We start from the raw sequence: 24,080 nt of genomic DNA on the forward strand, positions 1-24,080 counted from the left end.
TTAATAAATTGGATGAATAATTGATTCAGCGGCGCCAGCCAGGCCGGCGCCGCAAAAACGCTATTTTACAGTTTTGCGGGCGCTGTCTTGAGTAAAGTCGCCGATTCGATCACCACGGGGGTGACGGGCACGTTCTGGTGCGGTCCCTTGTCGGCAACGGGCACGGCCTTGATCTTGTCGACCACGTCCATGCCGCTGACGACTTTGCCGAACACCGTGTAGCCGAAGCCGTCGCGGCCAGGGTAGTCGAGCGCGCCGTTGTCGTTGACGTTGATGAAGAATTGCGCGGTGGCCGAATGCGGATCGCCCGTGCGCGCCATGGCGATGCTGTAGGTGACGTTTTGCAAGCCGTTTTGCGCTTCATTCCTGATCGGCGCCTTGGTGGCTTTCTGCTTCATGTTCTTGTCGAAGCCGCCGCCCTGTATCATGAAGCCGTCGATGACGCGGTGAAACACGGTACCCTTGTAATAACCGCTTTTGACGTACTGCAAGAAATTGGCCACGCTTTTCGGCGCTTTTTCCTGATCCAGTTCCAGCACGATCTCGCCCATGCTGGTTTTCAGGGCCACGTGGGGCGTGGGGTCGAGGGCGGTCGCCGGAGCGGCCGCCACGACGGCGCTGCCCAGCGTCAGGCCGGCAAACAGGGTGCAAAAGCGGGCCAGGAAAGACAGGCGTTTCGATTTGGTTTCTTGCATGAAGGCGTCCTTGATCGTTATTTTTCTTTAAACTTGCTTTAATTGTAAATAAATGAAAATTCGGTTGAACATCGTAAAAACCTGATTCATATCGGGCCAGTATGGTTTTTATCAATGTTATACTTGACCGCTAACGCCCCAATTCTAACAAACAAGAACAACAATATAGCGGGTCGACCAGTTTTCGGCGCACACGGCAGTTCTGTGGCGCGGCACCCCCGGTGTCCGCGCCTGTCTGTCGTTTTGCCAGGCTGGCGGCCGCTTCACTTGCAAAGTACGATGAGCAATCTAAAGATTTACAACACCCTGGCTCGCGAGAAGCAGGTATTCGTCCCGATGGAAGCGGGCAAGGTACGCATGTACGTGTGCGGCATGACCATCTACGATTATTGCCATATCGGCCATGCGCGCATGATGATGGCGTTCGACGTCATCTACCGCTGGCTGAAAGCATCCGGTTTCGACGTCACCTATGTGCGCAACATTACGGACATCGACGACAAGATCATCCGCCGCGCCGTGGAAAACGGCGAAACGATTTCCCAGCTGACGACGCGTTTCACCCAGTACATGGATGAAGACACGGCCGCGCTGGGCATTTTGACGCCCGACCATACGCCGCGCGCCACCGAATACGTGCCGCAGATGCTGCGCCTGATCGAGCAGCTGGAAGCGAAGGATCTGGCCTACCAGGGCGCGGACGGCGACGTCAATTACGCCGTGCGCAATTTTCCCCACTACGGCAAGCTGTCGGGCAAGTCGCTCGACGACCTGCGCGCGGGCGAGCGCGTCGACGTGAACACGGGCAAGCGCGATCCGCTCGACTTCGTGCTGTGGAAGTCGTCGAAGGAGTCGGAGCCGGAAGAAGTCAAATGGGACTCGAAATGGGGCAAGGGCCGCCCGGGCTGGCATATCGAGTGCTCGGCCATGTCGTGCGCCTTGCTCGGCGAACAGTTCGACATTCACGGCGGCGGCGCGGACCTGCAATTTCCGCACCACGAAAACGAGATCGCCCAATCCGAAGGCGCATTCGGCCACACCAGCGTCAATTACTGGATCCATAACGGCTTCGTACGCCTGGACAATGAAAAAATGTCCAAGTCGCTCGGCAACTTCTTCACCATCCGCGAAGTGCTGCAAAAGTTCGATGCCGAAGTGATCCGCTTCTTCATCCTGCGCGCGCACTACCGCAGTCCGCTGAATTACTCGGACGTGCACCTCGATGATGCGCGTTTGTCGCTGACGCGTTTGTACACGGCGCTGGCCGACGTGGCGGTGGAAGAGGGTGCCATCGACTGGAGCGAAGCGCATGCCGTGCGCGTGCGCGAAGCGATGGACGACGATTTCAATACGCCGCTGGCCGTGGCTGCCCTGTTCGACTTGGCGACGGAAGTCAACAAGAGCAAGTCGCCGGCCCTGGCGCGTCAATTGAAGGGCCTGGCGGGCGTGTTCGGCTTGCTGGAACGCACGCCGCAGCAATTCCTGCAAGCGACCGTGGGCGCCGCCAGCGGCGTCGATGAGACGGCCGGCATCGAAGCGGCGATCGCGGCACGCAGCGCGGCGAAGAAGGCGCGCGATTTTGCCCAGTCCGACAAGATCCGCGCCGAATTGTTGGCTGCAGGCATCATTCTTGAAGACAAGCCTGACGGCTCGACCAACTGGCGCCGCGCATGATGGCGACGTCCAGGGACAACGGGGAAGCGCCCATGGCGACGGACTTGGCGCAAGTGATCCAGGTGCCGCACTACTGGGAAGAGGCGAAGATCGAGCTGATGAAGCGCGACCGCATCATGAAAAAGCTCATCCCGCAATTTGGCGACCTGCACCTGGTCGGCCATAGCGACCCGTTTACCACCCTGGCCCGTTCGCTGGTGGGGCAGCAGATCACGCCCAAGGCGGCTGATGCCGCCTGGAAAAAGCTGCTGCTGGCTTGCCCGAAATGCACGCCTTCGCAAGTGTTGAAGGCGGGCGCCGAGCAATTGTCCGCCTGCGGTTTGTCCAAACGCAAGACCGAATACATCCTTGACCTGGCCGACCATTTCAAGGCCAAGCGCGTGCACGCGAGCCAGTGGGACCAGATGGATGACGAAGCCGTCATCGCCGAACTGGTGCAGATCCGCGGCATCGGCCGCTGGACAGCCGAGATGTTTCTGATATTTAATCTGCTCCGGCCGAATGTCTTGCCGCTCGACGATCCCGGTTTGATCCAGGGTATCAGCGTCAATTACTTCTCCGGCGAACCCGTTTCCCGCAGCGATGCGCGCGAAGTTTCCGCCAATTGGGAACCGTGGCGCACCGTGGCGACGTGGTATCTGTGGCGCAGTCTCGACCCTGCAGCCGCCCCTGCCGCACCCGATGCAGCCCCCGGCGCACCAGCCGGTACGGTAAAATAAACATAGATGACGCCGCGCGCCCTGGCGCCGTGGCCGGTAAAACCTGGAGGTACAATGACTAAAACGACTTTCCTCAATTTTGAACAGCCGATCGCGGAACTCGATTCCAAGATCGAAGAGTTGCGCTTCGTGCAAGACGATTCGGCCGTCGACATCTCGGAAGAGATCGACCGCCTGGCCAAGAAGAGCCAGCAGCTGACCAAGGATATCTACGCCAAGCTGACCCCTTGGCAAGTGGCGCAGATCGCGCGCCACCCGCAACGTCCCTACACCATGGATTACGTGAATGAAATCTTTACCGATTTCCACGAATTGCATGGCGACCGCAGCTACGCGGACGATCTGTCCGTCGTCGGCGGCCTGGCCCGCTTCAACGGCCAGCCATGCATGGTCATCGGCCACCAGAAGGGCCGCGACACGAAAGAGCGCGCCATGCGCAATTTCGGCATGCCGAAGCCGGAAGGCTACCGCAAGGCCATGCGCCTGATGAAGGTGGCGGAAAAGTTCAACCTGCCCATCTTCACCTTCGTCGACACGCCGGGCGCCTTCCCCGGCATCGACGCGGAAGAGCGCGGCCAGTCGGAAGCCATCGGCCACAACCTGTATGTGATGGCCGAATTGAAAGTGCCGCTGATCGCCACCATCATCGGTGAAGGCGGTTCCGGCGGCGCGCTGGCCATCGCCGTGGGCGACGCCGTGCTGATGCTGCAATACTCGACGTATGCCGTGATCTCGCCGGAAGGCTGCGCCTCGATCCTGTGGAAGAGCGCCGAGCGCGCCTCCGACGCGGCCGAAGCGCTGGGCCTGACGGCGCACCGCCTGAAAGCCATGGGCCTGATCGACAAGATCATCAACGAACCGCTGGGCGGCGCCCACCGCGATCCGAAGCAGATGGCGACCTTGCTCAAGCGCGCACTGGCCGACACCCTGCGCCAGTTCCAGGGCATGAAAACCAAGGACTTGCTGGCCGCGCGCCACGAGAAACTGCTGAGCTACGGCAAGTTCAAGGAAACCACGCCGAGCGAGTAAGCCAGCGCAAGTCGACGTGGTCGGCGTAGGTCGGCTTAGCGCAGCGTAAGCCGACAAGACGTAAGCCGACAAGACAGTAAAACACCAGGGACAGTCCGCTAAACGACACCATCCGTTTAGCAGCCTGTCCCTCTTTGCATTCCCGGAGTCCGAATGAAAAAGCAACAAACCGCCACCGTGCCCGACATCTTCGCCCGCGCGCTGGACGCCTGCGCACCTGCACCCGGCGGCACCGTCGGCATCGCCCTGAGCGGCGGCCTCGATTCCGCGGCCCTGCTGCACCTGGCGCATGCCTGGGCGCAGGAGCACGGTGTGGTCCTGCATGCGTTCCACGTGCACCATGGCCTCAGCCCGAATGCGGATGCCTGGCTGGCCCACTGCGAGCAATTGTGCGCCGGCATGGGTATCGCCTTCGAGGCGCGCAAGGTCACGCTGGAAAAGAATGCGAAGACGGGCACGGAAGAGGCGGCCCGCAAGCGCCGTTACGCGGCCCTGGGCGAGCTGTGCGCCGCGCACGGCGTGCGCCTGCTGCTGACGGCCCACCACCAGGATGACCAGGCTGAAACGGTGCTGCTGCAATTGCTGCGCGGCTCCGGCACGGCGGGCCTGTCCGGCATGGATGGCGCCAACAGCGCGCCCGAACTGCTGGGCAATCCTGACCTGGTGATGGCGCGCCCGCTGCTGCCTGTGTCGCGCAGGCAACTGGAGGCGTACGTGGCGAGCCATGCGATCGCGCACATCCACGACGAGTCGAACGACGATCCCCGCTTTGCCCGTAATGCCCTGCGGCACCAGGTGATGCCCGTGCTGGCACAGGCGTTTCCCGGTTTCCAGGAACGCTTCGCCCGCAGCGCCCAGCACGCGCAATCGGCGCAGCGCCTGCTGACGGAACTGGCGACGCAGGATCTGGCGGCGTGCCTCGACGGCGACTGCATCGAGCTGGCGAAATTGCGCGTGCTGAGCACGGACCGCTGCTACAACCTGTTGCGCTACTGGTTCGGCACGCGCGGCTTGCGCATGCCGTCGACGGCATGGCTGGCGGAAATGCTGGCGCAACTGTTGGAGGCGCGGCCCGATGCGCAATTGCTGGTCACGCATCCCGAATGCCACGTGCGGCGCCACCGCGACCGGCTGTACCTGACGCCGAAGCTCGATGACCTTGCCGGCATGCGCGAGCGTGACGATGCTGGCATCCCCGGCCTGGAAAAAGCCGGCCAGCAATTTACGTGGCAGGGCGAGGCGAGCCTGGCCTTTCCCGCGTATGGCGGCGCGCTGCATTTCGATGCGGTGGAAGAGGGCGGGCAGGGTATCGATATTGCCTGGCTGCAAGCACAGACCTTGACCATCGACTTCCGCCAGGGCGGCGAGCGCCTGAAGCTGGCCTTGAACCGTCCCACCAAGAGCTTGAAATACCATTACCAGGCGTTCGACGTGCCCGCCTGGGAGCGCGAACGCCTGCCCCTTGTCTGTGCGGCGCAACAATTGCTGTACGCGGCCGGTATCGGTCTCGATTGCCATTGTCTGAGTCTGCTGGACCGTCCCCGCGTGGCCTTGCGCTGGGTCTCCTGCTGAGCGCAGGGGCAGCCGCCACGGCCACTCCCGGGGCGGCCGGCAAGTGGCTGCCCATGCGTTCCCGACTGCATGGATTGGTTATTTCCATATGCGCAATCGGTATGAGCTAATGCGCTTTTTAGCTTGTTATTTTGCATTGCGGCATGTAGAGTAAAGCCCTCCTTTTTTATTCTTCTTGAGCGGAAACTTCACTCTTATGGCTTTAATCGTCCACAAATATGGCGGTACGTCGATGGGCTCGACTGACCGTATCAAGAATGTCGCCAAGCGCGTTGCCAAGTGGCACGACGCCGGGCATCAAATCGTGGTGGTGCCATCCGCCATGTCGGGCGAAACCAACCGCCTGATTGGACTGGCCAAGGAAATCATGGATCAACCCGATCCCCGTGAACTTGACATGATCGCCTCGACAGGCGAACAGGTGTCCGTCGGCCTATTGTCGATGGCATTGCTGGCGATCGGCAAACAAGCCGTATCCTATGCTGGCTGGCAAGTCGCGATCAAGACCGATTCCGCCTTTACCAAGGCACGCATCCAGTCGATCGATGACGAAAAAGTCAAACGCGACCTCGATGCGGGCAAGATCGTCATCATTACCGGTTTCCAGGGCGTTGACGAACACGACAACATCGCGACCCTGGGCCGCGGCGGTTCCGATACCTCGGCCGTGGCGATCGCCGCCGCCATGAAGGCGGCCGAGTGCCTGATCTTCACGGACGTCGACGGCGTCTACACGACCGATCCGCGCGTGGTCTCCGAGGCGCGCCGCCTGAAGACCATCACCTTTGAAGAAATGCTGGAACTGGCTTCGCTGGGCTCCAAGGTGCTGCAGACGCGTTCGGTGGAATTCGCCGGCAACTACCGCGTCCCCACGCGCGTGCTGTCGTCGCTGACCGACCCAATGTTGCCGCTGGAAATAGAAGCCAATTCAGGCACCCTGATTTCGTTTGAGGAAGATACAAACATGGAACAAGCAGTCATCTCCGGCATCGCCTTCAACCGCGATGAAGCCAAAATCACCGTGCTCGGCGTGCCCGACCGTCCAGGCGTGGCGTACCACATCCTGGGACCGGTGGCGGACGCGAATATCGAAGTCGACATGATCATACAGAATCAGTCGGTCGACGGTAAAACGGACTTCACCTTCACCGTCTCGCGCGGCGAATACACGCGCGCGCTGGCCGTGCTGGAAGCGAACCGCGAAGCGCTGGGCGCGGCCAGCATCACGGGCGACGCGAAAGTGTCGAAACTGTCCGTCGTCGGCGTGGGCATGCGCAGCCATGTGGGCGTCGCATCGCAGATGTTCCGCACCTTGTCGGAAGAGGGCATCAACATCATGATGATCTCCACTTCCGAGATCAAGATCTCCGTGCTGATCGATGAAAAGTACATGGAACTGGCCGTGCGCGCGCTGCATAAAGCGTTCGAGCTGGAAAAAGCGTAAATATCCAAAAATATTGCCCCACGCCCTTGACCAAAGGGGGGGCAATCGATATTATGACGTTCGTCGCTGCAGCGCAGTTAGCTACAGAGACATAGTTGAGTAATCAGCTAGGAGACGTGGCCGAGTGGCCGAAGGCACATCCCTGCTAAGGATGCATACGGCTTATACCTGTATCGTGGGTTCGAATCCCACCGTCTCCGCCAGAATCAAATAAAAAAGCCTCCCCTGTGGGAGGCTTTTTTATTTGTCTGGACGGAACGGTGGGATTCGAAGGGCTGGGCCGTGCCGGCCCAGCCCTCTCCGAATCGCCCATCTGCCGCGCTGCGCGCGGCCCCGTTGGCCGCGCAGCGGCCAACGCCGTCCCCTCATCTCAGGCAATGGCGGCCAGCGCCAGCGCCGGCTTATGCGAGCACATACGCCGGCCGGTGCTCAGCAAGAGATTCTTTTTCACCGCATTCAGCCCAATCCCCTTAAAAAGTTGCATAATCCGCAAATGCCGCGCAGAAATTCATACTGGCCAGCGCGGTCTATGCCGGCGGCATTGGCGGCATGGCCCGGACAACCGAGGGGATACGCACATGCAGCTGCTTCGCCAAGTCAAACTGTCGCGCCGGCTGGCCTTGTTGGTCGCCATCTTTTTGCTGGGCATGATCGTGTATGGCGGCTGGTCGCTGCGCGTGCTGCGCGAATTGAAGGTCAACGGCCCTGTGTATCACCGCATCGTGCAGGGCAAGGACCTGGTGGCCGACGTGCTGCCGCCGCCCGAATACATCCTCGAATCCTACCTGGTCGCCTTCCAGCTGATGGCGTCCGAAGACAGGGGCGCGCAAGACAAACTGGTCGAGCGCCTGAAGGCCTTGAAAGCCGAGTACGATACGCGCCACCAGTTCTGGCGTACCCAGGATATCGACCACGATATCGCCGAGACCTTGCTGACGCAGGCGCACGCTCCGGCCGTGGCATTCTACGAGACGGCATTCGCGCGCTTCATCCCCGCGCTGCGGGGGCAGGACAAGGCGGGCGTCGCCACTGCCATGGCGGCGATGGCCGCCAGCTACGACAGCCATCTGGCGGCCATCAACCGCGTGGTCGACATGACCAGCAAGCGTTCGGCCGCGTTCGAGACCGAGTCGGCCGATAGCGCGCGCTCGGCGACCGCGCTGCTGGCGGGCTTGCTGCTGGCATCGCTGGGCGTCAGCATCGCCGGCGCCGTGCTGATCAGCCGCAGCATTACCGGCCCCTTGCAGGAGGCGCTGCGGGCCGCGCAGAGGGTGGCGGCCGGCGACCTGACCAATCGCGTCGACAAGCGCTATTCCGACGAACCCGGTCAATTGCTGCAGGCCCTCGAGGCGATGAATGGCAGTCTGTCGCGCACCGTGGGCCAGGTGCGCAGCAGCACGGAAAGCATCACCGTTGCTTCGCGCGAAATCGCGGCCGGCAATTTCGACCTGTCGTCGCGCACGGAGGCGCAAGCCAGTTCGCTGGAAGAAACGGCTTCCGCGATGAAGGAGCTGACCAGCACGGTAAAGCAGAATGCCGACCATGCCAGGCAGGCGAACCAGCTGGTGGTGTCGGCGTCGGAATTTGCCGTGCAGGGCGGACAGGTGGTCGGGCGCGTGGTCGATACGATGGGCGCCATCAATGCCAGCTCGCGCAAGATCGTCGATATCGTCGACGTGATCGACAGCATCGCTTTCCAGACGAATATCCTGGCCCTGAATGCGGCCGTGGAGGCGGCCAGGGCGGGCGAGCAGGGACGCGGCTTCGCCGTCGTCGCCAGCGAAGTGCGCAGCCTGGCGCAGCGTTCGGCCAGCGCCGCGCGCGAAATCAAGGCCATGATCGGCGACTCGGTCGAGCGCGTCGACGCGGGCAGCAAGCTGGTGGACGAGGCGGGCGCCACGATGGACAAGATCGTGACGTCCGTCAAGCAGGTGGTTGACCTGATGAGCGAGATCGCCGCCGCCAGCCAGGAGCAGAGCCTGGGCATCGAACAGGTCAACCAGGCCATCACGCAGATGGACGAGGTCACGCAGCAGAACGCCGCCCTGGTCGAGGAAGCGGCGGCCGCCGCCGGCAGCCTGGAAGAGCAGGCAGCCAGCCTGGTGCGGGAAGTGGGGGTGTTCAAGCTTGACAGCCAGGCGCTTGCCTTGGCGGCGCGCGCCTGCTGACCGTGAACAAGGGCGAGATCAAGGGGAACTGTGCGGGCAGTCATTGCTGGCCGATCCGGCACGGCAGTTGTTCATCGATATCGCGTGGCCGAACACGCTGGACATCTATCGCGGTGCCACCGGCTTGCGGCAGGCGCGGCCAGCGCATACCCCTGCTGCGGGCATGTGCATAATCAAATAGTAATGATTCTCATTTATAATGCAGATCTATGGGGTAGCGATGGGCTGGCGCCATGGCGCCGCGGGCGGTAAAGGAGGGCATGATGGGCAGTATGCATGGCAACGAGGATTTGATCGCGCATGAGCATCGCGTGCTGATGGGCGAGTATGGCCGCGCGCAGGCGCGCTGCAGTGCGCAGCTGGCGGCGCAGGCGGCCCGCATCGCGCAGCTGGAGTCGGAATTGATGCGCGCGCGGGCGCAGGTCGTGATCCGCGATACCCAGCTGGCGCTGGCGCGCGATGCACTGGCCGAACTGGCGGCCAGCGTGCCGGGCTTGCCGACGCGTGCCCGGCTGGCCCGCAAGGTCGAGTGGCTCAGCGAGCGCGTGCAGGACCTGATGCGCGAGTTGCTGCGCCTGCAGTGGCTGCCCGCGCCTTCCGTCGTGTCCGTGCCAGCCTTGCAGGCCGACGTGCGCGAAAAAGCCGTGCTCTACGTGGGCAGCTCTTCAAAGCTGGAGCCGGGCCAGGACGCCGCCGGCGCCAACGTGGCGCAGCGAGCCATCGAGCAGGCCGGCGGTCGCTTCCTTCATCACCCGGGCGGCGATGACGGCGCCGACGATGCGGCCGCGCTGGAAGCGGGTCTGGTGGCGGCCGACCTGGTGATTTGCCAGACGGGCTGCGTCAGCCATGACGCCTACTGGCGCGTGCATGACCACTGCAAGCGCACGGGCAAGCAATGCGTGCTGGTGGACCGGCCGCAAGCCATGCATTTCGTGCGCAAGGAGGCGCTGTCCGCTTTTTGATGCCGGATTAACGCCTGTCTAATCCGCATGGGCCACAATGGCCGTCCCTTCGACGTTATAGAAAGCGCCCATGCTGTCCCTGCAAATCGGCCCCCTGGCTTTGCCCACGGGCCTGGTCCTGTTGTTCGTTTCCCTGTGCGTCGCCTACGGCGCGGCGTGGTGGCTGCGGAAGTACCGCCAGTTGCCGGACGCCGGCCCCCTCGTTTCCGACATGCTGATCGCCGGCCTGCTGGCGGCGCGGCTGGCGTTCGTGCTGCGCTGGCACGAACAGTATTGGGCCGCGCCATGGTCCATCATCAATATCCGCGATGGCGGCTTCCTGGCGCCGGCCGGCGTCGCCGCCGCGCTGGCCATCGCCGCATGGCGCTGCAGGGGGCCCGCCATGGCGGCCATGCGCCGTGCGCTGGCCGTCAGCGTGGCGTCCGGCGCGCTGGCCTGGGCCGTGTTGAGCGCAGGGATATCCCTCTCCTACGACAAGCCGACGGCTCTGCCGGCCGTGGCGTTGCGGGCGGTCGATGGCACGCCCACCAGCCTGGCGGCGCTGGCCGGCGGCAGGCCCATGGTGGTCAACCTGTGGGCCAGCTGGTGCCCGCCATGCCGGCGCGAGATGCCCGTGCTGGCCGCCGCGCAGCAGGCGCGCGCCGATATCGTCTTCGTGTATGCGAACCAGCGCGAGGATGCGGCTGCCGCCAGCGCTTTCCTAGACGGGAGCGGCGTAACCCTGCGCAATGTGGTGCTCGACAGCGAAGCGGCGCTGGGCAAGGCGGCCGGTTCCTCGGCCCTGCCCACCACGCTGTTCTACGACGCGCAAGGGCGGCTGGCCGATACCCACCTGGGCGAATTGTCCGATGCCTCGCTGGCCAGCAAGCTGCGGAAGATCGCACCCGTTCCCTGAAATGGCCTGATGGCCGAAGTGATCGAAGAACACTTGCGCGAGCCCGTGGCCAGTCCCGATAGCTCCGGCGAGGAGCGGGCCAGGGGCGCCGACGACATCGCGGGCATCCTGCGAACCTACCTCAAATAAGGAGATCGCCATGAAAACGCCATCCTGCAACGAAGACCTCTCCGCCTGGCAGCACGAGCACGTTTTTGACAGCAGCAATGGCAAGGCCGCGCGCCGCGCGCGCATCGTCATGTGGATCACGCTGGCCACCATGGCGCTGGAAATCGCCGCCGGCTGGTGGTACAACTCCATGGCCCTGCTGGCCGATGGCTGGCATATGAGTTCGCACGCGCCATCCTTGCGCTGGCCGGCGCGTGGGTTTACGGCTGGAGCTGGCTCGACCCCGTGATGGGCATCGCGGGCGCCGTGCTGGCCGCGCTGTGGGCGAAAAAGCTGATGCAGGAGACGGGCAAGGTCTTGCTGGACCGCGAGATGGACCACCCCGTGGCGGATGAAATCCGCGAGGCGGTGGAAGTGGAAAGCGCCGGCGACACGCCGCGCATCGTCGACCTGCATGTGCGGCGAGTCGGCAAGCAGCTGTATTCGTGCGCCTTGTCCGTCGTCAGCCGCGATGCCGCCTTGACGGCCGCCCAGCTGCGCGCGCGCATCGGCATCTACGAGGAAATCGTCCACAGCACCATCGAGCTTATTCGCCGGACTTGATAATGATGGGGAAAAAAGCCCGCTGATACGGGGCGTAGGCCGTATAATGTCGGCTTTTACAGCACGCGCTGTTCACCAGACAGAGAAGAAAATGAGCACATTACCACCATGCCCGCAATGCCAATCCGAATTCACGTACGAAGACGGCAGCCAGTTGATCTGCCCTGAATGCGCGCATGAATGGTCGGCCACGGCTGGCGAAGCCGTGGAAGAAGGCGCCAAGGTGTACCGCGATGCGGCCGGCAATATCCTGCAGGACGGCGACACGGTCAGCGTCATCAAGGACTTGAAGCTGAAGGGCGGCGGCGGTGTCGTCAAGATGGGCACCAAGGTCAAGAACATCCGCCTGGTCGACAGCGACCACGATATCGACTGCAAGATCGACGGCTTCGGTTCCATGAGCCTGAAAACGGAATTCGTGAAAAAAGTCTAAGCTTTTTATTCCCATCCGCGGCGCGCCTCGCATTCCTGCCGGCGCGCTGTTTTTTTATTCGGAATCCATGCAAATCGACCATCTCCGCCAGCGCCTGCGCGCCCTGGGCGCCAAGCCCCTGCACGAACAGCGCGTGCTGCGCGACTGGATACAGGGGCAGCCGCACGACCAGGGCCGGCGCCGCGCCGAAGACTTTTTGCCGCTACCCGTACGCGAGGCCCTGCCCGCGCTCGACCTCGAATTGCAGGGCATGCTGAAACTGCTCAGCACCCATCCGGGCGCCGACGGTTCGGCGCGCCTGCTGGTGGGGCTGCACGACGGCCAGACGGTGGAAAGCGTGCTGCTGCCGCGCGATGGCTTGTGCGTGTCGAGCCAGGTGGGCTGCGCCGTCGGTTGCCAGTTCTGCATGACGGGCCGCGACGGCTTGATCCGCCAGGTGACGAGCGGGGAGATCGTCGCGCAGGTGGTGCTGGCGCGCACCCTGCGTCCCGTGAAAAAAGTCGTCTTCATGGGCATGGGCGAGCCGGCGCATAACCTGAACAATGTGATGGAAGCCATCGAACTGCTGGGCACCGAGGGCAATATCGGCCACAAGAACCTCGTGTTTTCCACCGTGGGCGACCCGCGCGCCTTCGAGCGCCTGCCGCAAGGTCGCGTCAAGCCGGCGCTGGCCCTGTCGCTGCACACGACGAAGCCGGCGCTGCGCGAACAGCTGCTGCCGCGCGCGCCCAAATTATCCCCGCGCGAACTGGTGGACTTCGGCGAGTCGTACGCGCGCCTGACCGGCTACCCGGTGCAGTACCAGTGGACCCTGATGGAGGGCGTCAACGATGGCGAGGACGAGATGGACGGCATCGTGGCGCTCTTGCAGGGCAAGTATGCGGTGCTCAACATGATCCCGTATAACACCATCGATGACTTGCCGTTCAGGCGCCCCAGCTGGGACAAGGCGCGCGCCATCGCCGCCGCCCTGCACGCGCGCGGCGTGCTGACCAAATTGCGCGATTCGGCCGGTCAGGACGTGGAGGGGGGCTGCGGGCAGTTGCGGGCGCGCGAGGCGAAGGGCAGGGTCATTCCCATCCGTGCCAGCGTGACGGCGTAGGTCGGATTAGCGGGGCGTAATCCGACATTCGCCCATACGCCAACAATGATGTCGGATTACGCGGTGCCCGCTAATCCGACCTACTCGGCTCACACCCCACCGAGCAAATCGTTTTCATTCAGGATCGCAAACGCGATCTCGGGATGTGCGGCCAGGCAGCGGCGCACGGCGGCGGGAATGGCGGCGCGCGTCTTGCGGCACAGGCCGGGCCGCTCCAGCAGGCGGATCTGGAAGCCGCGCACGGTGCGCACTTCGCCGCTGCCGGGCGCGATCTGCAATTCCACGCCCAGGTTGCTTTTTAACAGCCGCTGCAGCTTCTGCAGCTGTGCATACGTGGCGATGCCCTCAATGTGCGCCAGCAGGCGCTTTTCTTCCGTCAGGTTCAGGCGCAGGATGGACAGATCCGCCTGCGGATCGTCGAGCAGACGCTCGCGCTCGCAGTCGCATAGCTGCGGCGGGCACTCCTTGCGGATTTCAAAGTCGACGATGCGCATGTGCGGCTTCCAATGGCGATCCCGGATCAATCAAGTATCGTCCGCCGCCTGGCACATGTCAATCAGCGCGGGCTGACGATCAGGCGCCAGCGTATCGGCCCCTGTTCGCTGCTGTGCTGGTGGTGGTTTTGCGGCGGCATGACATGGCCTTCCGTCGACACGATCTCGTGCGCGCAGCCGTCGCAGCGGTAGATGCCGGAATACGGCACGGCTTCGCCGGGCGAGGTCAGTTCATCGAAGCGCGGGTGCATGGTACGGGCCACGTAGCTGGGGTTCTTGTAGTCGGCCATGGCTTCCTCGGGGAGTGGATAATGGCCCATTTTGGCACACAATCGCGTGCGGCCTTGACCGCGTGTCTTGGCGTGCGCGCCGCCCTGTGTTGTAATGTTGATCATCCCGACTCAGCACGCAAGGCCATGAGAACCCGCATCAAGATCTGCTGCATCGCTTCCATCGACGAAGCGCAACTGGCCATTGCAGCTGGCGCCGACGCGCTGGGCCTGGTGGCCGCCATGCCGTCCGGTCCCGGCCCGATTCCCGACGCGCGCATCGCGCAGATCGCCGCCTGGACGCCGCCGCCCGTGGCCACCTTCCTGCTGACGTCCGAGACGACGGCGCAAGCCATCGCCGAACACGTGCGCGCCACGCAGCCGTCCACCGTGCAGATCGTCGGCCATATCGACCCCGGCGAAGTGGCGCAGCTGGCGCGCCTGCTGCCGCACGTGCGGCGCGTGCAGGTGATCCACGTGGAAGGGCCGCAGGCGCTGGACCTGATTCCCGCCTACGCGCCCCATGTCCACGCCTTTTTGCTCGACTCGGGCCGCCCCGGCGCGGCTGTGCCGGAGCTGGGTGGCACGGGCCGCACGCACGACTGGTCCGTCAGTGCGCGCTTCGTGCGCGCCAGCCCCCGTCCCGTCTTCCTCGCCGGTGGCCTCGATGCGAATAACGTGATGGAGGCGCTGCGCCAAGTGCGCCCCTACGGCATCGACCTGTGCTCGCGCGTGCGCACGGACGGCCAGCTCGACGTCATGAAGCTGGCCTTGCTGATGGCGGCCGTGCGCGACGCGGATGCGGCGCTGTATGCGGAAGGCTAATCCACGGACGTTACTGCGTTCATCTCGCACACGAATGCTTCCGTAAATGCGGCCACCATGCCGCCGGCCGCGCGCGGCGAGATCAGGCCGACGACGGAATGCGATTCCTCGTCCGGCAGCGCGATGAAACGCACGCCGGGCGGCGCCACCAGGCGCATGCTGTCGGGGACGATGGCGATGCCCATATTGGCTTCGATCAGGTTCAGCTGCGAGGTCTTGCGCGACAGGGCGCGCGCCGCCTTCGGGAAGAATCCCTGCGCCAGGCACAGGCCCGCCACCAGGTAGCTGAGGCCTCCCCGGTCCTTGTGCGGGATCGAGACGAACGCCTCGTCGCGCAGGGCGGCGATCGTCGTGCGCTCCAGAGCAGCCAGCGGCGATGCCGACGACACGGCCACCACCAGCCTTTCCGCAAACAGTTCGTGCACGACGATATTGGCATGCTTGCGCAGGGTGGGCAGGCGCACGAGTCCCAGGTCGGCGCGGCCTTCCTCGATGTCGGCAGCCTGGTTTTCCGACGAGCCCTTTGAAACATCGAGCGAGACGCCGGGGAACTGCGCCAGCAGCCGGTTCAGCACGGCGCCGATGGCGGGCGTGAGGGTGACGGAACTCGAATGCAGCAGGCGGATGATGCCTTGCGCCCCTTGTCCCACGTGGCGCGTCTGGCGCACGGTTTCGTCGATGTCGTCGAGGATGCGCCTGGCCCGCTCATAAAAGACCTGTCCCGCGGGCGTCAGCTCGATATGGCGCGCGTCGCGCGTGAGCAGCAGGGCCTGCACCTCGCCCTCGAGCTCCTTGATCTGCCGGCTCAGGGCCGACTGCGCGATATATAACTTTTCCGCCGCGCGCGAGTAGCTGCCCGCATCGACGACTTCGACAAAATAGCGGAACTGTCTGATGGAAATCAATCGTATGCCTTTTCGAGATCGGTGACTGCCTGATTTGATATTAGCCTTGCCCCGGCGTTCGCGCTACAGTGCATTGGTCCGCTGTCACTGCGAAGGAAAGACCATGCTGGAATTGCTCGGGGTGTTGGGAGTACTTATCAGTATTATCGTAAAACTGATTTTCGTCCAGATCGGCGGCGCGGCCGAGGGCAAGGAGGACTAATATGCCAGCGTCGCCACATACGGTGCCGGTAACGCCAGCGTTTTCAGGCGGCAGGCCGGTGCGGCCCCATTCCACTCCGCCAGCGGCAGCCCCGCGCACTTGAGCGCCGCCTCGCGCGCCGTCCACGCCTGCGCCAGAGCCAATGGGCGCTGTTCGGCGGGGCAGTCGGCTAGCTCAGCTGCCACCTGCGGCCCCAGGTAATCGCGCGCCAGATGGAACCAGTCGGCAATGTCCTGCACCCGCATCACGTCGATGCCGACGGGACCATGCAGGCAGATGGCGGCCAGCGACAGTCCCTCGTCATGGCTGAACGACAGGCTGGCCATGCGGCCGGCCAGCAGCAAACGGGGAGGGGCGCCCGGCGTCGACTCCACCGCAATCGCCCCGATATCCACCTTCAGCCACTGCGCCGCCGCCTCGCGCACGGCCTGGCGCAGGCGCGCGCGCGCTTCGATGCGTGACGGCGGCGGCACAATGCCGATCACCAGCACGCTGTCTCTTGACAAGAGCACCGTAAAATCCATCAGCTGTAATCAGCTACGCAAAGGCGCGGCCGGGCAGCCCGCCCAGTTGCTGCCGGCGGGGATGTGCTCGCCCTTCATCACCAGGGTCAACGGTCCCAGGCGCGCATTGTCGCCCACCTTGGCGCTGTACAGCACGGAGCTGCGCGGGCCCATGTAGACGCGCTGGCCGATTTCCACGTGGTCGATCTTCATCACGCGGTCTTCGAACAGATGCGTCTGCGGACAGGTCAGCGCATTCAATTCGCTGTAGTCGCCGATGTGCACGCAGTCGAATTCCGTGATGTCCGTCGTATCCATGTAGACGCCGCGGCCGATCTTGCAGCCGAACAGGCGGAAGGCCAGCGGCAGCCACGGCGTGCCGCGCAGGTAGCGCATGAAGTTGGGCACGGCGATGCCTTCATACAGGTTGGTCACGCCTTCCGAGATCCACACGAACGGCGTCCACATGGGCGCCGCGTGCTTGCGGTAGCGTCCCAGCAGCAGCCACTTGAACAGCACGACGACCAAAAAATTGCCGATGCCGTAGGCCAGGCCGGCAATGGCCAGGTCGCCCACCACTTCGCCCCAGCGCCCGGCGCCCGCGATCGGCATCACGTCCAGCACCAGGGTATAGCCGACGGCGATCACCACGGCGTGCGGCGCGACGATGCGGAACGCTTCGATCAGGCTGCGGCCCAGGCGGCGCAGCAACGATGGCTTGAACGTCAGGTGCTCGGCAAAGCCGCTGACCTGTTCGCGCGCGGGCAAATGCATGGGCGGAGAGCCCAGCCACGTGTCGCCGCTGTGCATCTGTTCATTGCGCGGCGCATGCGTGTGCACGCCGATCAGCACGTGTTCGGGCAGGGTGGTGCCGTCCGGGATATAGCTGCCGTTGCCGACAAAGCTGCGGTGCGAGACGACGGTGGGGCGCATGGTCATCCAGCCGCCGTCGATCTGCTCGTCGCCCAGCATGACGGCGTCGGCGATGAAGGTGTCGTCGCCCAGGGTCAGCATGTCGGGCACCACGCCCAGGGCCGTGGAAATCTCCGCGCCCTTGCCCACCTTGGCGCCCAGCAGGCGGTACCAGTACGGCGCGTACACGGTGGCGTAGATGCCGTGCAGGACGTTCAGGCTCGATTCCTGGATATGGCTGACCAGCCACTTGGCGCAATACAGATTGCTGTGCACGGGCGAGCTGCCCGGTTTCAGGCGGGGCAGCGCGCCCCAGCGGATGGCGGCCGACAGCAGGGCCGTGAGCACGATCAGCACGGCGCTGGCGGGGAAGGCCAGCAGGAAGTAGCGGGCCAGCTGGGTCGTCACGTCGCGCCCCTGCAGCCATGGCATCATTTCGCGCTCGTCGAACCAGTCGATCAGCACGAAGCTGGGGAAGACGGGCATGAAGAACAGCACGGCGATGAGGACCATGCCGAAGCAGAAGAACACGGTCTCGCCCGTCAGGCGCAGGCGCGAGACGGCGGGGCGCGGCGGCCTGCTGGCTGCGTCAAACGCGCCAATGTCGCGCGCGGGCGAACCCGTGTACACACGTCCGTCGGGCACCGCCGCGCCATCGGCCAGCGCCGACTGGCCCTCGAGGTGACCGAAGGCGCCCACTTGCGTATTGCCTTCCAGGATAGCGTAAGAGCTGATGCAGGCATCGTCGCCGATGCGGATCCGGCCCAGCAGCAAGCGGCCCCGTTCCACGCGGGCGTTTTCAAAGTTGACGGCATTGCCCACGCTGACGTTGTCGCCGATGGACAGCAGGTCGGGCGCGCGCAGGGTCATCGAGCCGATGACCACTTCCTTGCCCACTTTCGCGCCCAGCGCGCGCAGCCACCAGCTGTTCAGGGACGAGCCGCTGAGCAGATATGCGGGCGCCGATTCGACCAGACGGTCGGCCAGCCACCAGCGGTAATACGTGACGCCCCACAGGGGATAGCTGCCCGGCTTCAGCCGCCCGGCGATCAGCCACTTGCCGGCAATCGCAATGGCAAATTCGGCCAGGGTGGCGAGCAAGAACACGCCGATCGAGGCGGCGATGGCGCGCGGCACGGTGTCGCCCGTGTCGCCCGTGAAGAAGTGGTAGGTGAAGAAGGGCGCCATCCACTGCGCCATGCGCAGGGTGACGAGGCCTGGCACGGCCGCCGCCTGGGCCGCGCCGCAGGCCCAGCGCTTCCAGGCTGACGGCGGCGTCCAATCCGCTTCCGGCGTGGCCAGCGCGGGCGCCTCGTTCAGCACGGCGGCGATCTTGCCGATCTGCCGGTTCTGGTAAATGTCGCGCACCGTCATGTGGGCGTAGGCCGGATCGGCGCGCAGGCTCGACGCCAGGCGCGCGGCCAGGAAGGAGTGGCCGCCGAGATCGCTGAAGAAGTCCTGCTGGCGCAGGATGGGCTGGCCGGGGAACAGCTTGGCCAGCGCCGCGAACAGGGCCGCCTCGGCCGGCGTTTCCGGCGCGTCCGATTCACCCGCTTCACCAGCCGGCGGCGCGGACAATGGCATGGCTTTCAAGGCTTTCCGGTCGATCTTCCCGGACGTCAGGCGCGGCATCAGCGGCAGCAGTTCGAAGCGGCCCGGTACCATGTAGGGCGGCAAATGCAGGTTCAGGGCCGCGCGCAGGGTTTTCGCCGCCAGGGCGTCGCCGGGTGCATCGTCGCTGCCGACGATGTAGGCCACCAGCTGGTCGATGCCGTCATCCTTGCGCAGCAGGACGGCCACCGTGCCCACGCCGGGCTGCTGCGCCAGCACGGCTTCGATCTCGCCCAGCTCCACGCGGAAGCCGCGTATCTTGACCTGGTCGTCGGCGCGGCCCAGGCACAGCACCTGGCCGTCCGGGTCGATGCGGGCCAGGTCGCCCGTGCGGTACAGGCGCGCATCGTCCTCGCTGCTCGCCCAGGGATTGGGCAGGAATTTTTCCACCGTCAGGTCGGGCCTGCCCAGGTAGCCCTCGGCCAGGCCGGGGCCGATGATGCACAATTCTCCCGTTTCGCCGCGCGCCAGCAAAGTCAGGGGGCGGCTTTCGCCCGGCTCGGCCACCTGCAGCACCAGCAAGCCGTAGTTGGGCAGCGGCGTGCCGATGGTGACGGGGACGCCGGGCCGCAGGCGCGCCAGGCTGCACGAGACGGTCGCTTCCGTCGGACCGTAGGTATTGAACATGGCGCGGCCCGGGCGCGACCAGCGCTCGACGAGGGACTCGGGGCACATCTCGCCGCCCAGGTTGATCAGGCGCAGGCTTGGCACGTCTTCTGCGAACAGAGCCAGCAGGGTCGGCACGGCGTGGAGCACCGTGACGTGGTTGGCGGCCAGCGCGCGCGGCAAGGCTTCCGGGTCGCCCGAGATTTCCTTGGGCCCCAGCCACAGGGTCGCGCCCACCAGGTAGGCGATCCAGATTTCCTCGAACGACATGTCGAAGGCGACGGAAAAGCCCTGGTAGACGGTGTCGCCTTGCGCCACTTCCAGCACGGCGTTTTCGCTGCGCAGGAAGTGGCAGATGCTGCGCTGATTGATCAATATGCCCTTGGGTTTGCCCGTCGAGCCGGACGTGTAGATCACGTACGCCGGGTGGCTGGGCAAGACTGTGCCGCGCGCGGGCAGCAGTTCGCCCGGCGCGGCGGGGGCCAGCAGGCTTTCCGCCGTCCATACGGGACGCTGGACGCCGGCCTGCTCCAGGCGCGGCGCGAACTGCGCGCAGCTGACGACGCCGGCACCGTTGGCGTCATCGAGGCACACCTGCAGGCGCTCGACGGGCGTGTCTTCATCGACGGGCAGCCAGGCGGCGCCCGCCTTGGCGATGGCCGCCTGCATCAGCAGCAAAGGGGCGCCGCGCGGCAGCCATAGTCCCACGATGTCGCCGGGCTTGACGCCGGCCGCCACCAGGCGCGATGCCGCCAGGCCCGCTTGCGCATCGAGTTCCGCATAGGTGATGCGGCGCGCGCCATCGATCAGGGCGATGTGCTGCGGGCAGCGGCGCGCCGTCGCTTCCAGCAGGTCGGCCAGCACTTCCTCGCGCAGCAGATCCGGTCGCGGCGGGCCATACAGGATGTCGGCGTGGGTGGAAGTGGTGCCTGGACTGACTGCGGTGAAATCGTTCATGGATGACGCTTATCTGTAATGCGGAATGAAGAATCTGATGGGCCGCGCATGGTGCGCGGCACAGTTGATACATTACAGCACGCGAGACATTTCAGCGTTGCAGAACGGGGAATTTTGTAGAGTTTTCAGCCATTATGTGGCGGCTGGATCAACTGCCATGATTACGGAATGTAAATCGCGGAAACATGGCGCCGATTTGCGCCACAGTAGCCGCCGCCGGATAGCCGTGCAGGGGGCGGCCGGACAGCGCCGCGTCCGCGCAGCCTTCGGCGCGGAACTGCTGCAGCACGTAGTTGTCGACGCCTTTCGCGGCCAGGGTGGCGGCCAGTGCCAGCAGCTGTGCGTCCGGCAGCAGGTCCGGGTGGGTGGTGGTGCGGCATTCGTAGGCGACGCCGCTGGCGAGGATGGCGTCGAGGCAGGCGCGCGCCGGGTCGCCGCTGCCGGCCACGCGGGTCACATGGCGATAGTCGGCAAACGGCGCCTTGATGTCGAAGCCGACCCAGTCGACCAGGGGCAGCACTTCCTGCAGGCGCTGCGGATAGATGCAGGCCGTGTGCAGGCCGATGCCGAAACCCAGCGCTTGGACGTCCTGCATGGCGCGCCCCAGCGCCGGGTCCATGCACGCCTCGCCGCCGCTGAAGACGACGGCGTCGACCAGGCCCACGCGGCGGCGCAGCCAGGTCAGGACGTCCTGCCACGGCATGGCGCCTTCCGGCGTGCGCGCCTGCAAGTGCGGATTGTGGCAATAGCCGCAACGCCAGGGGCAGCCCTGCACGAAGACCACGGCGGCCAGCTTGCCCGGGTAGTCGGTGGCGGAAAAGGGCGTCAGGCCGCCCACTTTCAACTCAGCCATGGCAGGCGGGCTGGCCAAGCCGTGCGCTCGTTTCCGTAAAGTACTGGCGCTCGTGGAATTCGCCCTGCTTGCCGATGTTGAACGAGGCGACGGGGCGGTGGTAGCCCATCACGCGGGTCCAGATTTCGCAGCGCTGGCGTTCGGTGTCGAGCAGGGTGATGGCGGGAGTGAAGTCGGGACGTGCGTTCATGGCGTTTCCTCAAGTGATGGAGCAGGGTGGGCCTGCTTGCGGGCGATCAGCTCCGCGTCGCAGGTGGGGCAAAATTCATGTTTGCCGGCCAGGTAGCCGTGGCGCGGGCAGATGGAAAACGTGGGCGTGACGGTGATGTAGGGCAGCGAGAAGCGGCTCAGGGCGCGTTTCACCAGCTCGCGGCAGGCATTCGCGTCCGACAGCGCTTCCGTCATGTACAGGTGCAGCACCGTGCCGCCCGTGTACTTGCGCTGCAGCGCGTCCTGCAATTCCAGCGCCTCGAACGGGTCGTCCGTGTGGCCGACGGGCAGCTGCGACGAATTTGTATAGTATGGATTGTCGACGGTGCCCGCCTGCAGGATGGCGGGATAGCGCTTGCGGTCTTCGCGGGCGAAGCGGTACGTCGTGCCTTCGGCCGGCGTCGCTTCCAGGTTGTACATATGGCCCGTCTCTTCCTGGAAGGCCACCATGCGGGCGCGCACGTGGTCGAGCAGGCGGATCGCCAGCGCATGGCCCTCGGGACTCGTGATGTCCCAGGCGTCGCCGCTGAAATTGCGGATCATCTCGTTGATGCCGTTCACGCCCAGCGTGGAAAAGTGGTTGCGCAGGGTGCCCAGGTAGCGCTTCGTGTACGGGAACAGGCCCTGCTGCATCAGTTCCTCGATGGTGCGGCGCTTGATTTCCAGGCTGGTCTTGCCCAGTTCCAGCAGGCGGTCCAGGTCCGCCATCAACGCCGCTTCGTCGCCGCGCCACAGGTGGCCCAGGCGCGCGCAGTTGATCGTCACCACGCCCAGGGAGCCCGTCTGCTCGGCGGAACCGAACAGGCCATTGCCCCTTTTCAGCAGTTCGCGCAAGTCCAGCTGCAATCGGCAGCACATGGAGCGGATCATGTTCGGCTTGAGTTCCGAATTGATGAAATTCTGGAAGTAGGGCAGGCCGTAGCGGGCCGTCATCTCGAACAGGCGTTCCGCGTTTTCGCTATGCCAGTCGAAATCCTCGGTGATGTTGTAGGTGGGGATGGGGAAGGTGAAGACCCTGCCCTTGGCGTCTCCCGCCATCATGATCTCGATATAGGCGCGGTTGATCATGTCCATCTCCGCCTGCAGCTCGCCATAGCTGAAGTCCATCTCCTGGCCGGCGATGACGGGAATCTGATCGCGCAGGTCGTCCGGGCAGACCCAGTCGAAGGTGAGGTTGGTGAACGGTGTCTGCGTGCCCCAGCGCGATGGCACGTTGAGGTTGAAGATCAGCTCCTGCATGTACTGGCGCACGTCTTCATAGCGCAGGCTGTCCTGGCGGATGTAGGGCGCCATATAGGTGTCGAAGGAGCTGAACGCCTGCGCGCCGGCCCATTCGTTCTGCAGGGTGCCGAGGAAATTGACGATCTGGCCGATGGCGCTCGACATGTGCTTGGGCGGACCCGATTCGATCTTGCCCGGCACGCCATTCAAGCCTTCGTGCAGCAGGGTGCGCAGCGACCAGCCGGCGCAATAGCCGGCCAGCATGTCGAGGTCGTGGATGTGCAGGGCCGCTTCGCGGTGCGCCGCGCCCACTTCCGGCGGATACACCTGGTCCAGCCAGTAGTTGGCGATGACCTTGCCCGACACGTTGAGTATCAGGCCGCCCAGCGAGTAACCCTGGTTGGCGTTGGCGTTGACACGCCAGTCGCGCCGCTCCAGGTATTCATTGATGGACGCGGCGACATCGACCTGGCCGCGTGTGGGGGAAACTGCATTTGTCGTCATGAAACCTCCAATAAACACAACATGCGGTGTTTTTGTGGAGATTAATCACTAAATATAGTGGCGTCAAAGGGCGCGTGCAGTTGCGTGACGAATCCTTGATGCAGGTGAAAAAAGCGTCCCCGTTTACTTTTTCGCGCGTCCCTGGCGCAGGATGAAGCAGCTCAGGCCAAAATGCGCGGCGGCGCAGGCGGCGATGCTGATGCTGGAGGCGGGCAGCACGTGCGCCCAGATTTCCAGCGGCGAGAAGGTGCTCCAGCTGGCGACGCGGATATCGAACGTGACGTAGTTCGCCAGCAGCCAGTATAAGGCCAGCAAGCCCGTGCTGATGGCGGCCTGGCGCACCACGGGCATGGCGCGGCGGGCGAGGACGGCTTGCAGGAACAGCAGCAGCACGCCCGGATACGCGCCCAGCACCTCGGGCGACAGCATGGACAGCGCCTCGGCGTCGTAGCCTTCCGTGGGCGCGGCCCACTGCACTTGCAGCACGGTGAGGAACAGGGTGAGCAGGAAGATCAGCAGCGGTTTGCGGGGCATGGCGGGCAATCGGACAGGGAGAAAAGGGGGGCATTTTACAGCCAGGTCAAGCAAGTTGAACGCGCGCCAG

General features: G+C 64.5%; 22 protein-coding genes, 1 tRNA gene and 1 pseudogene. 14 read left to right on the forward strand and 10 right to left on the reverse strand.

What is annotated here, in order from left to right:
- Window positions 1-65 precede the first annotated feature (65 nt).
- Window positions 66-695, reverse strand: coding sequence for a peptidylprolyl isomerase (locus AC07VH_RS12030; RefSeq protein ID WP_475417832.1), 630 nt, complete (start codon window positions 693-695; stop codon window positions 66-68).
- A 279-nt stretch (window positions 696-974) separates the two neighbouring features.
- Here AC07VH_RS12030 and cysS point away from each other — a divergent pair, with 279 nt between their 5' ends.
- The 13 genes and pseudogenes from cysS (at window position 975) to AC07VH_RS12095 (ending at window position 13,404) form a co-directional block, all read left to right on the forward strand.
- Window positions 975-2,369 (forward strand): cysteine--tRNA ligase, encoded by a 1,395-nt coding sequence (gene cysS / locus AC07VH_RS12035; protein ID WP_494787998.1) that lies wholly within the window; start codon window positions 975-977, stop codon window positions 2,367-2,369.
- Window positions 2,369-3,088 (forward strand): DNA-3-methyladenine glycosylase family protein, encoded by a 720-nt coding sequence (locus tag AC07VH_RS12040; RefSeq protein WP_494788125.1) that lies wholly within the window; start codon window positions 2,369-2,371, stop codon window positions 3,086-3,088. The genes cysS and AC07VH_RS12040 overlap by 1 nt, the downstream gene beginning before the upstream one ends.
- 54 nt (window positions 3,089-3,142) lie before the next feature.
- The gene (locus AC07VH_RS12045; protein ID WP_034784047.1) at window positions 3,143-4,117 is read left to right on the forward strand and encodes an acetyl-CoA carboxylase carboxyltransferase subunit alpha; all 975 of its coding nucleotides are present in this window, start codon (window positions 3,143-3,145) and stop codon (window positions 4,115-4,117) included.
- 153 nt (window positions 4,118-4,270) lie between these two features.
- Window positions 4,271-5,689 (forward strand): tRNA lysidine(34) synthetase TilS, encoded by a 1,419-nt coding sequence (gene tilS, locus AC07VH_RS12050; RefSeq protein WP_494787999.1) that lies wholly within the window; start codon window positions 4,271-4,273, stop codon window positions 5,687-5,689.
- A 196-nt stretch (window positions 5,690-5,885) separates the two neighbouring features.
- Window positions 5,886-7,133, forward strand: a complete 1,248-nt coding sequence (locus AC07VH_RS12055; RefSeq protein ID WP_152252529.1) for an aspartate kinase — start codon at window positions 5,886-5,888, stop codon at window positions 7,131-7,133.
- A 110-nt stretch (window positions 7,134-7,243) separates the two neighbouring features.
- Window positions 7,244-7,336: transfer RNA gene (locus tag AC07VH_RS12060), tRNA-Ser, on the forward strand.
- 375 nt (window positions 7,337-7,711) lie between these two features.
- Window positions 7,712-9,301 carry a methyl-accepting chemotaxis protein gene (locus AC07VH_RS12065; protein WP_494788000.1) on the forward strand — a complete coding sequence of 530 codons (1,590 nt, stop codon included), beginning with the start codon at window positions 7,712-7,714 and terminating at the stop codon, window positions 9,299-9,301.
- A 263-nt stretch (window positions 9,302-9,564) separates the two neighbouring features.
- On the forward strand, window positions 9,565-10,263 hold the full coding sequence (locus tag AC07VH_RS12070; protein WP_494788126.1) for a DUF2325 domain-containing protein: 699 nt from the start codon (window positions 9,565-9,567) through the stop codon (window positions 10,261-10,263).
- A gap of 70 nt (window positions 10,264-10,333) precedes the next feature.
- Window positions 10,334-11,158 (forward strand): TlpA family protein disulfide reductase, encoded by an 825-nt coding sequence (locus AC07VH_RS12075; protein ID WP_494788001.1) that lies wholly within the window; start codon window positions 10,334-10,336, stop codon window positions 11,156-11,158.
- A gap of 9 nt (window positions 11,159-11,167) precedes the next feature.
- Entirely contained in the window at window positions 11,168-11,287 is a 120-nt protein-coding gene (locus AC07VH_RS12080; protein WP_494788002.1) for a metal-sensitive transcriptional regulator, read from the forward strand.
- Window positions 11,288-11,297: 10 nt separating this feature from the next.
- Window positions 11,298-11,869, forward strand: a pseudogene (locus AC07VH_RS12085) (cation diffusion facilitator family transporter).
- 91 nt (window positions 11,870-11,960) lie between these two features.
- On the forward strand, window positions 11,961-12,302 hold the full coding sequence (locus AC07VH_RS12090; RefSeq protein ID WP_092799573.1) for a zinc ribbon domain-containing protein YjdM: 342 nt from the start codon (window positions 11,961-11,963) through the stop codon (window positions 12,300-12,302).
- A 67-nt stretch (window positions 12,303-12,369) separates the two neighbouring features.
- On the forward strand, window positions 12,370-13,404 hold the full coding sequence (locus AC07VH_RS12095) for an RNA methyltransferase (RefSeq protein WP_494788003.1): 1,035 nt from the start codon (window positions 12,370-12,372) through the stop codon (window positions 13,402-13,404).
- An 89-nt stretch (window positions 13,405-13,493) separates the two neighbouring features.
- Here the strand turns inward: AC07VH_RS12095 and AC07VH_RS12100 are convergent, their stop codons facing one another.
- Both AC07VH_RS12100 and AC07VH_RS12105 read right to left on the reverse strand, forming a co-directional pair.
- Entirely contained in the window at window positions 13,494-13,898 is a 405-nt protein-coding gene (locus tag AC07VH_RS12100; protein WP_494788004.1) for a hypothetical protein, read from the reverse strand.
- Between the two features lie 62 nt (window positions 13,899-13,960).
- Complete coding sequence (locus tag AC07VH_RS12105; RefSeq protein WP_494788005.1) at window positions 13,961-14,218, reverse strand: protein L; 258 nt, start codon at window positions 14,216-14,218, stop codon at window positions 13,961-13,963.
- A 96-nt stretch (window positions 14,219-14,314) separates the two neighbouring features.
- Between AC07VH_RS12105 and AC07VH_RS12110 the strand changes: the two genes are divergently transcribed.
- A complete protein-coding gene (locus AC07VH_RS12110) occupies window positions 14,315-14,992 on the forward strand; it encodes a phosphoribosylanthranilate isomerase (RefSeq protein ID WP_489628081.1) in 678 nt (225 codons plus the stop codon).
- Here AC07VH_RS12110 and AC07VH_RS12115 read toward each other — a convergent pair.
- From AC07VH_RS12115 to AC07VH_RS12145, 7 genes are all read right to left on the reverse strand, one after another.
- Window positions 14,989-15,897 carry a LysR family transcriptional regulator gene (locus tag AC07VH_RS12115; protein WP_494788006.1) on the reverse strand — a complete coding sequence of 303 codons (909 nt, stop codon included), beginning with the start codon at window positions 15,895-15,897 and terminating at the stop codon, window positions 14,989-14,991. The genes AC07VH_RS12110 and AC07VH_RS12115 overlap by 4 nt on opposite strands.
- A 198-nt stretch (window positions 15,898-16,095) precedes the next feature.
- Complete coding sequence (locus tag AC07VH_RS12120) at window positions 16,096-16,611, reverse strand: 4'-phosphopantetheinyl transferase family protein (protein ID WP_494788007.1); 516 nt, start codon at window positions 16,609-16,611, stop codon at window positions 16,096-16,098.
- 21 nt (window positions 16,612-16,632) lie between these two features.
- Complete coding sequence (locus tag AC07VH_RS12125; protein WP_494788008.1) at window positions 16,633-20,688, reverse strand: Pls/PosA family non-ribosomal peptide synthetase; 4,056 nt, start codon at window positions 20,686-20,688, stop codon at window positions 16,633-16,635.
- 148 nt (window positions 20,689-20,836) lie between these two features.
- Window positions 20,837-21,541 carry an anaerobic ribonucleoside-triphosphate reductase activating protein gene (locus tag AC07VH_RS12130; protein ID WP_494788009.1) on the reverse strand — a complete coding sequence of 235 codons (705 nt, stop codon included), beginning with the start codon at window positions 21,539-21,541 and terminating at the stop codon, window positions 20,837-20,839.
- Window positions 21,534-21,731 (reverse strand): anaerobic ribonucleoside-triphosphate reductase, encoded by a 198-nt coding sequence (nrdD, locus tag AC07VH_RS12135; RefSeq protein ID WP_494788010.1) that lies wholly within the window; start codon window positions 21,729-21,731, stop codon window positions 21,534-21,536. Before nrdD ends, AC07VH_RS12130 begins: the two co-directional genes overlap by 8 nt.
- Complete coding sequence (locus AC07VH_RS12140) at window positions 21,728-23,476, reverse strand: ribonucleoside triphosphate reductase (protein ID WP_494788011.1); 1,749 nt, start codon at window positions 23,474-23,476, stop codon at window positions 21,728-21,730. Before AC07VH_RS12140 ends, nrdD begins: the two co-directional genes overlap by 4 nt.
- Window positions 23,477-23,599: 123 nt before the next feature.
- The gene (locus AC07VH_RS12145; RefSeq protein ID WP_494788012.1) at window positions 23,600-24,010 is read right to left on the reverse strand and encodes a hypothetical protein; all 411 of its coding nucleotides are present in this window, start codon (window positions 24,008-24,010) and stop codon (window positions 23,600-23,602) included.
- Window positions 24,011-24,080: the final 70 nt, after the last annotated feature.

This window comes from Janthinobacterium sp. GW821-FHT03C10, from assembly GCF_059420865.1.